General features: G+C 56.2%; 10 protein-coding genes. 3 read left to right on the plus strand and 7 right to left on the minus strand.

Features of this window, described 5'->3' with window-relative positions:
• Positions 1–145: 145 nt before the first annotated feature.
• Positions 146–892 carry a hypothetical protein gene (locus ACZYTD_RS01920; RefSeq protein WP_463888481.1) on the minus strand — a complete coding sequence of 249 codons (747 nt, stop codon included), beginning with the start codon at positions 890–892 and terminating at the stop codon, positions 146–148.
• Positions 893–1,235: 343 nt separating this feature from the next.
• On the opposite strand from ACZYTD_RS01920, the gene ACZYTD_RS01925 reads away from it, so the two are divergent.
• Positions 1,236–1,529 (plus strand): tyrosine-type recombinase/integrase, encoded by a 294-nt coding sequence (locus tag ACZYTD_RS01925; RefSeq protein ID WP_463888484.1) that lies wholly within the window; start codon positions 1,236–1,238, stop codon positions 1,527–1,529.
• A 1,254-nt stretch (positions 1,530–2,783) separates the two neighbouring features.
• Here the strand turns inward: ACZYTD_RS01925 and ACZYTD_RS01930 are convergent.
• The 6 genes from ACZYTD_RS01930 to ACZYTD_RS01955 are packed head-to-tail and all read right to left on the minus strand — an operon-like array spanning position 2,784 to position 9,936.
• Positions 2,784–7,265 carry a pilus assembly protein gene (locus tag ACZYTD_RS01930; protein WP_463888486.1) on the minus strand — a complete coding sequence of 1,494 codons (4,482 nt, stop codon included), beginning with the start codon at positions 7,263–7,265 and terminating at the stop codon, positions 2,784–2,786.
• Positions 7,266–7,275: 10 nt separating this feature from the next.
• On the minus strand, positions 7,276–7,662 hold the full coding sequence (locus ACZYTD_RS01935) for a type IV pilin protein (protein ID WP_463888489.1): 387 nt from the start codon (positions 7,660–7,662) through the stop codon (positions 7,276–7,278).
• The gene (locus ACZYTD_RS01940; RefSeq protein WP_463888492.1) at positions 7,659–8,177 is read right to left on the minus strand and encodes a hypothetical protein; all 519 of its coding nucleotides are present in this window, start codon (positions 8,175–8,177) and stop codon (positions 7,659–7,661) included. The genes ACZYTD_RS01935 and ACZYTD_RS01940 overlap by 4 nt, the downstream gene beginning before the upstream one ends.
• Position 8,178: 1 nt before the next feature.
• Positions 8,179–8,952 (minus strand): PilW family protein, encoded by a 774-nt coding sequence (locus tag ACZYTD_RS01945; protein WP_463888495.1) that lies wholly within the window; start codon positions 8,950–8,952, stop codon positions 8,179–8,181.
• Complete coding sequence (gene pilV / locus ACZYTD_RS01950) at positions 8,940–9,452, minus strand: type IV pilus modification protein PilV (RefSeq protein WP_463888498.1); 513 nt, start codon at positions 9,450–9,452, stop codon at positions 8,940–8,942. The genes ACZYTD_RS01945 and pilV overlap by 13 nt, the downstream gene beginning before the upstream one ends.
• Complete coding sequence (locus tag ACZYTD_RS01955) at positions 9,439–9,936, minus strand: GspH/FimT family pseudopilin (protein WP_463888501.1); 498 nt, start codon at positions 9,934–9,936, stop codon at positions 9,439–9,441. Before ACZYTD_RS01955 ends, pilV begins: the two co-directional genes overlap by 14 nt.
• 428 nt (positions 9,937–10,364) lie before the next feature.
• Here ACZYTD_RS01955 and nrdR point away from each other — a divergent pair, with 428 nt between their 5' ends.
• Together nrdR and ribD are read left to right on the plus strand one after the other, a co-directional pair.
• Positions 10,365–10,814, plus strand: a complete 450-nt coding sequence (gene nrdR / locus ACZYTD_RS01960) for a transcriptional regulator NrdR (RefSeq protein ID WP_463888503.1) — start codon at positions 10,365–10,367, stop codon at positions 10,812–10,814.
• On the plus strand, positions 10,815–11,939 hold the full coding sequence (gene ribD, locus ACZYTD_RS01965; protein ID WP_463888506.1) for a bifunctional diaminohydroxyphosphoribosylaminopyrimidine deaminase/5-amino-6-(5-phosphoribosylamino)uracil reductase RibD: 1,125 nt from the start codon (positions 10,815–10,817) through the stop codon (positions 11,937–11,939).
• The last annotated feature ends 2 nt before the right edge of the window (positions 11,940–11,941 follow it).

The following is an 11,941-nucleotide window of genomic DNA, read 5'->3' on the forward strand; positions in this document are numbered from 1 at the left end:
GTATCTGAAATCCCAAGGATTGTTTGCGCTGCGCGATGGTTGGATACGGCTTCACCATTCTAAGTGAAACGCCCTGTGCGGACCCGCACGCAGGGTGTTGTGGGGGCTGGGGGCTAGAAACCCCCGGCTACCCGATTCGGTGGCCTTATGATTTTTTTCCGATATATTCATATTTTCTCTTATTTAATATTACTTTCAAAACTAATTTGTCACCGCTATTGAAACCTAATTTCCCCCATAATGATTTGTATGTTATTTTAAATTTATTTTGATCATTATCGATTAAATATTTTGGGCTTTGAACATAAATTGTGCTTCCATTAATTTTAAAAATTGAAAATAATGAAAAATCAGGAAAAACAATTATTATTTCATTTCCATCCTCTGGAAGCAAATCAAGCCGTCTCTCTGTATTTTGCTTTTTTGAAAATCCAATTTCCTGGTTAACATTGGGTTCCCTAATATAGGCTATTACATTATCACAATCGTTTTGAATAGCTTCCTTTTTATATACATCGCGTTCAATATTTATTTCTGATGATGCTTTTAAAATTGATTGAAATATTTTCTTAGAATATTCGTATGACTTAATCTCATTTGGTGATTTTGTTAAAAGTTCACTAGAATCTATTTCGAATATTTCAGATTTTTCTCCTGAAACATTACAAACTAAAAATATTTTAAAGGATGATTCCTCAATTTGTTTTTGCTGATTTGATGTAAAAGATATGAAGTCAAGTTCGCTAAATGGTTTCCCTTTTGTTTTTACTTCGGCATATTTTTCGTCAACAATTAAATCGAATGTTTTGTTATCACTAACTTTATAGTTCCTGTTGTTCGATGTAAGCCATTGCTTTAATCTTTCGATGCCTTTCTTTTCGATTTCGTTCATATTTTTCTGTCCCTTATAAAGATACCGTCTATTTAACTAAGAATACAGGCCACCGAACGTTTATATAACCGGCGCCTCTTGACACCAAAAAAGACCGGCAAGCGTCAAAGCGTCCGGTTGATATAGTTGTGTACGCCCAGCATGGGCATGAACTGATGGGGTGAAAGTCCCCTGTAGGAAGATCACCCTCGGCACTTTGGCTGAGGCTAACTACTAGCGAATGGCAAGGGCTAATCCGCGAGGAGCAGTCTGAAGGAAGCCGGAACGCAAATCTGCGAGCTGATGAACAAGAACATCATACGAGGCGTAGGCTGGCACTACCTCTTTCCTGCCACCCGGCTCAGTGCCGACCCGGCTCAGTGCCGACCCGGCTGACGGCCTGATCCGCCGCCATCACCTGGACCCTTCTACGGTACAAAAAGCAGTACGGCTGGCGGCTCGGCAGTTAGCTATCCACAAACCCGTCAGTTGCCATACCCTGCGTCACTCCTTTGCCACCCATCTACTGGCGCGTGGCGCTGACATTCGCACAGTGCAGGAGCAGTTAGGCCACAGTGATGTGCGGACAACCCAGATCTACACCCATGTGTTGCAGCAGGGAGCCAGTGGCGTGCGCAGTCCCTTATCCGATCTCTAATAAAACGCAGGGTAGGGCAGGTGGCATGAGGCTAACTAGCGGTTCCGAATAGCCGCTTAACCATCACAATGACGGGGTAGCACTAAGCTGACCCTCCGCGCCAGGGATGGTGATGCTTTTGATGTTTCACAAGCTATAAAGCAAACCCCACCCCAACCCTCCCCTTGAAAAAAGGGGAGGGAGCCTCAGCTTCCCTGGATTTCTCATTAACGCGATGGGTGTTGTGTATAAGAGACAGCCCAGGGAGGGGTTTACGGCGTGTCAGCGTGTGCTGGCTTGTCGATGTCGCAAAATTAGGATCGGTTATTTAGTAGAAATGACAGGCAGGCTACCGCACTGGGGGGGGGAGCACTATCCAGTGGCATAAAAGCACACAATCCATGTGTTTAAGCATGGTAATGGAAGGCGTCGCCTGACGCTACGCCCTTGACCTGATAGAAATCGCAACTTGAGTTGACACTCTATCTTATGCGGTGACGATATCACCGTTAAATCGACCTTAGGCCCAGGGGGTTGTTACCGTCACCGATGGCGAGCCACTGCCGGACGCCAGCCCCAAGCGGACGGGTGCCAAACAGCGCCTCCCTCGGGCAAGGGGGAGGGAGAAAAACAAACCCCAGCCAACGGTGGCGTAGAGACCATCAAGGCTGCGACGCCATGCGTACGGATATCGCCTGGCTATTCATGCGTACGAATACGCTACGCTATTCACACCTACTGGTTCCATATGGACTTAATGACTTAAGGATGCGGTGACGATATCACCGTTAAATCGACCTTAGGCCCCAGGGGGTTGTTACCGTCACCGATGGCGAGCCACTGCCGTACGCCAGCCCCAAGCGGGCAGGTGCCAAACGGCGCCCTCTCGGGCAAGGGGGAGGGAGAAAAACAAACCCCAGCCAACGGTGGCGTAGAGACCATCAAGGCTGCGACGCCATGCGTACGGATATCGCCTGGCTATTCATGCGTACGAATACGCTACGCTATTCGCACCTACAGGTTCCATATGGACTTAATGACTTAATGACTTAATGACTTAATGACTTAATGATGCGGTGACGGGATGACCTTTAAGCCGACCGAAGGCCTCAGGGATGAGGCCTTCGAGCCTTGGATGAATTAACGGCGTGTCGGCGTAAGGTCTTCCGATGCCGCACGAGCACCAACACATAACGGGAACAGCGCCGTCGTTCGGCATCTATCCCATCCAACGCCAAAGATCTGTATAAGAAACTGGCGTTACACCACTCATGGCTAGTTGATCACCTGCCAGCTTAAGCGCCCCATCTTCAGGCTGCTGGCCGCGCTGTTGCACACCTCGCCATTGCTGGTCTGACAGAGGTCCTGACGTTGCAGGCTACCTGGGGTGGGTTCCAGTACCACGGTGGAGAGGGCCGAAGGCAGGCCATTCACCTTATAGTTTTGCTGGCTGCTGGAGAGGGTGGCCCCTATCTCCGGCAGGGTAGCAGGAGGATCGAGATCGGCGCCGCTGGCGGCATCCAACTTCATGATCCACCCCGTCCCGCCCCCGGCGCAGGCGTCGGAGTTGGGGATCTGGGTGGTGAAGAGCACGCTGTTAAGCCAGAGGGTACTGTTGGTGATCTGCCGTTCGCCCTGATTATTCTGGCTAGCGCTGACCCCGGTATTGACCAGATCCAGATACCAACCCTTCTTGCTGCTCCAATCTATGGTGTTGTTGCTGATCACCCGGCGGTTGCTATCTTCGCGCAGTATCTGCTGTTGCAGTAGCTCGCTACGATCGCTATTGATGGCGCTGCTGTTCGCGCTCTTGTCCCACAGGGCGTAGAAGGTTTGGGTGACTTGATCCGTGGTGATCTTGTCGCTCTCCTCCAGATATTTACCCGTGCCAAAGAAGACCAGGATGCCGCCCTTGGGATGAATGCCCACCGAGGGAGTGCTGCTGATAGGTTGAGCTATCCAAGTGGTACCGCCCACTCTCTTGCCCTTGGCACTAAACAGCGGAGCCGGGGTTGTGAGGCTGCCGATGGGGGACTTCCACTCAGTACGGTCACTCTTGCTGATATCGAAGTGCCACATATTGCCAAACAGGTCACCGGCATAGAGGTTGTCCACCTTGCCATCGCTGTTACCATCGGCCAATGCGGGCTGCATCACGGCGTTAGGGCGGGCAGAGGCCGTGCCCAGCGGATCGGCTGTGGTGCCCTTCTTGGTCTCCAGTTTCTTGAGCAGGCTACCGGTGAAGAGATCCACCACATAAATGGCGCCATTGCCCGTAGTGCTGACCCTGCCATCACTCTCGGTATTGTTATAGCCATTGCCGAAGATGGCGACCCAGGTGCCATCCTGCAGTTGGCTGATGGTGGGGGTGCCGGCCACATAGCCCAGATCCGCATCGTTGCTATCGGTAAACTCCCACTTCACCAGGCTGGCGGCCGTGGCTTGGGTCTGGCTGAGGCCGTTTAGGGTACTCAGATCCAGCGCATAGACTCCCTGTCCGCCCTGGCCCAGGGCGCCCACTGCCATGGTGACCAGGCTGCCATCACTCTTCTTGAGGGTCGCAACCGTGATGCCCCCATCCACGTAGTAGTCGTGGGCATAGGTGGTACTAGCCAGCTTGTTCAACTTGCCATACAGGGGGCTGGGCACGAAGGCCATCAACTCCTTGCCCGCATCGCTGCCGCTAGCCTGGAATAGATGCACCATGCCATCGTTGGCCCCCACCAGCAGGAACGGGATGGGGCTGCTATCTTGGGAGACGCCATAGGTGGGCGCCGAATGGACAATATCTCCCAGCAGGTTGAGCCGTTCGCGGAACTTGTAGCCAGTCCCTTCTTGGCTGCGATCGCCGCGCAGGTAGGCCACCAGCGCCTTGAGATAGGCTAGCTTGCTGGCGGTAGAGCCATTGCTGTAACTGGTGTTGCTCAACAGGGCGGTCAGCTGACTGGCACTGAGTCCATTCTCCTCACCATTGAGAGTGTTGGCGGTGAAGGTGAAGGGGACCGGCTTACCCGAGGTGGGATTGCGGCTGAAGATGAGCCGGCCGCTGCTGCCCTGCTGGGTCAGCTTGCTGCTGGCCTGCCAGCTGGGCGTGGTGGCAACCACGCCTGAGCCGTTGATCTGGTAGCCGCCTAACTCACCACTCCAGCGTTGGGCCTCAAAATTGGCCTTATACAGGTAGCCCACCGAGCTGATGGCGGCGGCGTCCAGTGCCACCGGGCTGGCAGCCTTGGTGTCGCTATCAATTTGATTGAAGGCTTTCTGCAGCTGCTCTTGCAGTTGCCCCGGATTGGTGACCGGGAAGTAGCCGTCGGGTTGGCCGCTCACCTTGCTGTCCCACTCGCCACTGTCGGGTACGCCATTATTATTCTTGTCGTTGAAATAGCCGTATTTGGCGGCATACCAGAGGGGGGACTTCAGGAATCCGGCCGCCGTGGCATTGCTGGCCACACTGAAGATGCGGGTCTGGCTGTCACGGGTCAGGGCATCCTTACAGTTTGCCTTGGTGCAACTGTTGTAGTCACTGGCATTGGTTCGCGAGTTGCGGGCATTGTTGGGGTAGGGGGGATCGGTGGCGGTGACGGTATCCAGCAGGTAGCGCGCCTTACTGGCATCGGTAGGGGTGCCACTCAAGGTCGTGCCATCTCTATCCATTACCTCTAGATAGGTGCCATCGGCCGTGGTGCCCGAGATCACATAGCCAATATGCTGCTCCGAGGTGCCACCGGCGTAGACAGATTCGACCGTGATCCTCAGTTGCTGGCCACCGTTGCCATCATCTATGACCGCATAGCGATAACGGGCCAGGGCATCCATATCATAATCGGCACCCTGTTCACTGTCTTCGAAGTTGATGAGGAAGGAGCCGCTGCTCTCGTCCAGTGACTCCACATAGAAGTCCACTATGGCATCGTTGGGGATGAAACCGTTGCCGTAGCCCTGCACCGAGCGGGCGAAGGGGAAGAGGGTGACAGTGGCATCGCCGACCTTGATCTTGATCTGGGGCAGGGGGGTGGAGAGGCCGATGACCATGGTATTGGCCTTCTGTTCACCCGCTACCGTACTTTGCAGATCGTGGGTTCGACCATAGTAGGCCACTCCGGCCGAGTGGTAGCTCCCCTGGTGGCTTGCTCGCTCAGGGAGGCCACGGATCACCCCAAAGCCGGAGATACTCTTGGCGGTCGGTACACCGGTATCCACGTTATTTTGGCTGCCGGTCTGGCCGATGAAGTAGTTGCCGCTGATCTGCTCCTTGGTGGAGATAAGGTTGGTGGCGCTCTCGGCGCTGAAGCCGCTGAGGCTGGTTGGCACTGCGTCGGCATAGCTGGGGGCCACGGCGTCGGGGTAGACGTGGGCGCCCGGCAGGTTGTTGGAATCGAAGGAGGGGTTGAGGTCACTGATCACCAGATTGATCGGTTTGGCACACCAGTTAGCACTGCCAAAGGGGTTGGTCCAGCTGTTGACTCTCGGTAACCCCAGTTTGGCATCCCGGGTATTATTGCCACTACCGTAGTCATAGCTGCCTGAACTGGCGGTTGCCCCGGCAAAGTAACGCATGGCTTCAAACAGCATCTCGCCCACCGGATTCCCCCAGTTACTGCAGACGCCGTCACTCAGGGTGGCAGCCTGCCAGCCGCAGTTATCCGTGTAGTTGCGTTCACCGGCTTTGTAACTAAAGCCGATGATCTTCAGCTTATTAATGGTGGATATGATGCCGTTGACTGAAGTAAAGGTGCCGTCTGTTGAGCTCACCTCATCGGTTATGGTGCTGATGGCGCGGCGCAGCATGCCGCCGCTGGTGTTTTTGTCATAACTGCCGCTGAGCAGACCAAACTTCATCTTGTTCATGTACTTTTGCAGCATGCCTTCGGGCTTGTAACCTGTGCTGCCATAGGCCACACAGTTATCTTCAACGCCGGGGCCGTCACTGCTGTTGTCGCACACCTTGACCCGCACCACTAATTTGGTGGGCAAAGGGTTCAGGGTGACATTGGTGTAGGTATGGTTGGTTTCATTGAGTACGCCAATCTCATCGCCCGCTACGGGACGCTCCTTGCTCACCCAGTCCCAGATATAGTGGCTGCTGGCGACTGTGGCTACCTCCAGCAGGGGGGGGCAGGAATCCGGGCAGGCTTCGTTACTCTTACTGGTGGTGGTGTTGGCAAAGAAGAGCTTCTTGCCACTGGCGGGTTCGTCATAAGGGGTGTAGTCGCTTACCTTGAACCCCTGTTTGGCTTCGCTCTCGAAGCTCTTACCCCAACTATGGGCATCCAGCGGGATATAGCTGCGTTCGAGTATGGTGGTGCCGGCGCTGTCGGTGGAGCGCTTGCCACCGTACAGCACCTTGCGCAGGGCATCGATGCGGCTGGTCGTCAGGTAGTTGAGGTAGTTACCACTCCAGCGGGCATCGCTGAAGCCACTGCAGATCTGGGTGCTGGAGCTCTGTTTGGGCACGAACACATCACTGCTGTAGGCATAGCAGGTGGTCGGATTGAAGTAGCCGTAATAGGTGTAAGTGGGCAGATAGTTGACATCGACTGTGCCAGCAACATCACCATCCAGATTGCTGTAGTCGTTGTAGGCTTCATAGTAGAGGCTCTCATCCCGGGACATCACCAGCATCACCATGGGGATAGTTTGCTGGGAGAGAAACAGGGGCGCGGAACTCAGGGCGAGGGGGGCAGCCTGGGGGGCGCTCTGTGGCCAGAGCGTGAGCAACAGGGTGATATACATCAGGCGCAGATATTGCGAACGCATGGTTCTCTCCTTACCAGCACTGGGTGCCGGTGGCACTTCGCGTGCCGTTATGACTCAAGCTCAGGGTGCCGCACTTATCCGAGGCTTGTGCGCCGCTCGAGAGGGGCACGGCCAGCAAGGTGTAGTCTCCGGCGCTGGCGCCACTCACCTGCAACTGGTAGTAGGGCAGCTCGCTGGCCAATTTGCTCGGTACTGTGGCACCTGAGTAGCTCATGTGATTAGCGTAGTAACCTTCCAGATGTTGGGCCAACTCCAGCAAACTCTTCTTCGCCGCCTCACGGCGGGCACTCTGAATGTGTTGCATATAGGAGGGCACGGCTATGCTGGCGAGTATGGCCACCACTATGACTGTCATCATCAACTCTAGCAGGGTGAAACCGCCGTTTCGTCTCTTCATGATTGACTCTGAGCCGTGGTGAAGAGGGCAAAATGTGATTGAATGAAGCTCAGCCCCCCCCCTAGGGTGCTGTCATAGTCGGGACCTTCCCCCCGGCTGGTGATGCGAAAGAGGGTTACCCCTTGGTTTTGCCCCGCCGAGGCGTTGATGGGGATGAACTGCCGCCTCTCTATGCGATACATACCATTGCCGTGCGTATAGCCTGTCAGGGTGTGCACCGCACTCAGACCGCTCCAGGTGCTCAACCACCAACTGCCACTATGGCTGCTGTCCAGGGCGGTTATGTTAGTGCTGGCCGTGAGCCAGCTGGATTCCTTACGGTGGTTCCAGAGATCGGCCTCAGCTGCCGCCAGGGCGGAGTCCGCTGTGTTGTAGGCCAGCACCTTGGTGTAGTGACGATTGGCTTGGCGTTGCCCCTCCAGCGCCGATCCGCCAATCCCCAAGGCGAGCAGAGAGATGATGAGCAGCATCAAGAGGGAGGCGATGAGCACGAGACCAGTTTGTGACTTGGGCATATCAACTCCGGTTATTGCGTAGCACCAGGGATTCGGTAAGGGGTTGGCGTAGCTGCGAATCATTGGCACTGCTTACGCTCTGATCCAGTATCTGATAACTGCTCCCGTTCAGTACGCCTGTGGTCGGTGTCTGCGCTTCAGTCAGCAGCAGGCCGTAACTCAAACGGTTGATGGTAAGCCAGAGAGCACTGCTCACCTGATCGGCGCGTAGTTGGCTGGAGGGGGCCGCCGGGTTGGAAAATTGCAACTGCAGGGTTTCGACCCCCTGATCCAGCACAGTATTACCATTGGCATCGGCGCAGATCAGTTGCTCGTCACCATCCACATAGAGGCTGACGTTCCACAGCGACTGAGCCGGTACTGTGCCACCGGCGCAGTTGAATACTAAAGAGCCATCCCCCAGGAAACGCAGTTGCAGGCGATCACTGCCACTCTTGAAGCCTGCGGTCGTGAGATTATTGTCGGCCCGCACTACCTGCCCCTTCAGCCAGGATCCTGACGCTATGAATGGGGTGTTACCCAGCAGGCTGTCGCGCATGGAGGTGTAATCCATGTATCCGGCCTGATTCACCATGGATTTGATAAAGTTGCTGTCCCGCTGGGTGCGCTCAGTGAGGCTGCCATTGGCCTGGGTCATGCTGTAGGTGAGACGCTGAGAGCTGAGCATGGAGTAGAGCCCGAGTACCAGCAGGCTCCCCAGGGTCAGGGCTATCATCAGCTCCACCAGGCTAAAGCCAGTGTGGGCTTGGGGTTGACGATGAATTAGAAGATCCATAGCTGACTCTCGACACAGCGATGGCTCTCATCACTGCACTCTGCACTGCCGTTGCCCGTTAGCTCGGCATCCCAGGTCAGGTTGAGGGTGACCCGTGCGCCGCTGACACTGGTGGCGCTAGACGCTGTGCTGATAGCAAAGCGCAGGGCTGGGATGTTGGTGGTGGCCAGGGCATACCAGCTAGCCAGCTCATTCAGCGCCTGCTGCTGGGTCGTACAGTTGTTGTTGGCGATGCAATTATTGTCTTTGCTCGGCGCGCTGGCATTCGCCAGATTGGTAAAGGTAAAGAGTCCATCCTTGGCCAGGCTGGCATTGGCTAAGATGCGTCCACACAGGTCATCCAGGGCGGCGGTAACCGCCTCCTGATGCCGGGCCTGTTGCAGCCGCTGCATGCTGGAAACCTGCAGACTGGCCAACCCCAGCAGGCCAACCGACATGATGACCAGAGCGATCAGCACTTCTATCAGACCCGAGCCTCGGGCCAGGTTAGCTGCAGACACCGCTCTTCTCCTGGGCAAATACTCGCCCTGTACTGGTCACCGAGATCTGATAGGCATTGGCCTGCTTGTTATCGGTACAGATATTGAATTGGGTTTGAGCCGTCATGCCGTTGGCCCGGAACAGCAGTGAGGAGGCCGTGGTGCTGATGGCCGCAGCCTGGCTGTTGAGCTTTTGCTTTAGCAGCTGATCCTGGGCAGTGAACTGACCATCGTTATTCTTGTCGATGAAAACCAACCAGCCCTGGTTCCAGTTTGAGCCACAGCTGGTACCGTTAGCGGTAGGACAGAGGCGGATGGGGGTGCTGCGGCGTTGCGCCTCATCTCGGGCTGAGCGCAGGGCTTCTAACAGGGCATCCTTGGTGGCCAGCTGATGCTGGGAGGCGATGAAGCTGGCCATGGCAGGCAGGCCTGTGGTGGCCATGATGGCGAACACACTGACGGCAACGAGTAGTTCAATTAGGGTTAGACCAGCGACATGTCGCATGACGATTCCTCTCCTCAATCCAGATGGTTAAGTACCGAACACTGCAGGATCAAAAAGTACAAATGGAGTTACATGTCTCGCATGACTCTCAGGCTTTTTATGAAAACGCAATAGGTAGAATTTATGGTTGACATGATACTGGTCCGACCCCAGGGCGCACAAGTGATCTAGCGCAAGTAATGAAGATCGTTTGTGCTTTTTTTCGCCTAATGCCGTGTAGTTATGACAGTCTCAGCGTAGGCCAATTGACCATAAAAAATGTGCTTACTAGCACGTTTCTGGTTATATCGTATGAATGAGTGAGCGGCCGCAGAAGCAGCTATTAGGGTCAGCCAACCCTGGGCTCGCTGGAAAAGCCACCGGCTCGCTCAACATGTCAGGATCTCTCTGGTACACTTCCTCGATGCCCGTCCTGCCAGGAGCTCTGCATGTACTGCCCATTCTGTAATGCCGACGATACCAAGGTCATCGATTCCCGACTGGTGGCCGAAGGACATCAAGTGCGGCGGCGCCGTGAATGCGTACTCTGCCATGAGCGCTTCACCACCTTTGAAACCGCCGAGCTGGTGATGCCGCGAGTTATCAAGAGCAATGGTAGCCGCGAGCCCTTCAACGAAGACAAGTTGCGCGGAGGTATCCAACGCGCGCTGGAGAAACGTCCGGTGAGCATGGAGTCGGTGGAGGAGAGCCTCAACCGCATTGAGTCCAAATTACGTGCCACCGGTGAGCGGGAAGTGGATGCCAAGTATATTGGCAACCTGGTGATGGAGGAGTTGAAGGTGCTGGACAAGGTAGCCTACATCCGCTTCGCCTCGGTTTACCGCAGCTTTGCCGATATCCGCGAATTTGGCGAAGAGATCGCCCGTCTGGAGAAATAAGTGTTCAGCGCCATGGATCATGATTATATGGGCCGGGCCCTGGAGCTGGCGGCTCTGGGGCGTTTTACTACCCACCCCAACCCTAACGTGGGGTGTGTGCTGGTGAACGCAGGAGAGATAGTGGGCGAGGGGTGGCATCGCCAGGCCGGTGAGCCCCATGCCGAGGTGCATGCCCTGCGCGCCGCCGGTGAGCGGGCCCGAGGGGCCACGGCCTATGTGACGCTGGAGCCCTGCTCCCACCATGGCCGCACTCCGCCCTGTGCCCTGGCTCTGCTGGCGGCCGGGGTCAGCCGGGTGGTGGCGGCCATGACAGATCCTAACCCTCTGGTGGCGGGGCGCGGCTTGCGTCTCCTCGCTGAGGCCGGCATCACGGTCGAGTCGGGTCTGCGTGAGGCCGAGGCACAAGCCCTCAACCCCGGCTTCATTCAGCGCATGAAAACCGGCCGGCCCTGGGTGCGCGTCAAGCTGGCCGCTAGCCTGGATGGGCGCACGGCGTTGGCCAATGGCCAGAGCCAGTGGATCACCGGCCCCGCCGCCCGTGCCGATGTGCAGGTCTGGCGGGCGCGCAGCAGTGCCATTTTGAGTGGCGCCGATACCGTACTCACCGACAATCCCGCCTTGAATGTGCGCTGGTCACAACTGCCAGCCGAGATCCAGGCTATCTATCCCGAAGCCAGCCTGCGTCAGCCGCTACGGGTGCTGGTGGATTCCCGCCAGCGCTTGCAACCGGACGCCCAGCTCTTCTCGCTACCTGGGCCTGTGCTGCTGGCGCGCCAACAGCCCCAAGCGGGGTGGCCCAGCCAGGTGGAACAGGTGAGCCTGCCGTTGGCCGCCAGTGGTAAGCTGGATCTGCATGCACTCTTGATGGAGCTGGGTGCCCGTGGGGTCAATGAGCTGTGGGTGGAGGCGGGTCGTCAGTTGGCGGGGGCTCTGGTCTCAGCGGGCTTGGTGGATGAGCTCATCCTCTACCTGGCGCCCAAGTTGTTGGGTGAGGGAGCCCAAGGCTTGCTGGCCTTGCCACCGTTGGACTCCCTGGCCCAGGCCTGGCAATTTACCCTGCGTGATGTGCAGCAGATCGGTGCCGATCTGCGTCTGACGCTAGAGCCCCGAGTCGGGGAGGAGTAAGC

This window comes from Pseudaeromonas sp. HNCC25DJ180 (assembly GCF_055413345.1).

Bases quoted from the DNA above. Each gene is read 5' to 3' on its own strand.
- ACZYTD_RS01920 (WP_463888481.1), bottom strand. From the start codon at position 892: ATGAACGAAATCGAAAAGAAAGGCATCGAAAGATTAAAGCAATGGCTT.
- ACZYTD_RS01945 (WP_463888495.1), bottom strand. From the start codon at position 8,952: ATGGATCTTCTAATTCATCGTCAACCCCAAGCCCACACTGGCTTTAGC.
- ACZYTD_RS01935 (WP_463888489.1), bottom strand. From the start codon at position 7,662: ATGAAGAGACGAAACGGCGGTTTCACCCTGCTAGAGTTGATGATGACA.
- nrdR (WP_463888503.1), top strand. From the start codon at position 10,365: ATGTACTGCCCATTCTGTAATGCCGACGATACCAAGGTCATCGATTCC.
- ACZYTD_RS01955 (WP_463888501.1), bottom strand. From the start codon at position 9,936: ATGCGACATGTCGCTGGTCTAACCCTAATTGAACTACTCGTTGCCGTC.
- ACZYTD_RS01930 (WP_463888486.1), bottom strand. From the start codon at position 7,265: ATGCGTTCGCAATATCTGCGCCTGATGTATATCACCCTGTTGCTCACG.
- ACZYTD_RS01940 (WP_463888492.1), bottom strand. From the start codon at position 8,177: ATGCCCAAGTCACAAACTGGTCTCGTGCTCATCGCCTCCCTCTTGATG.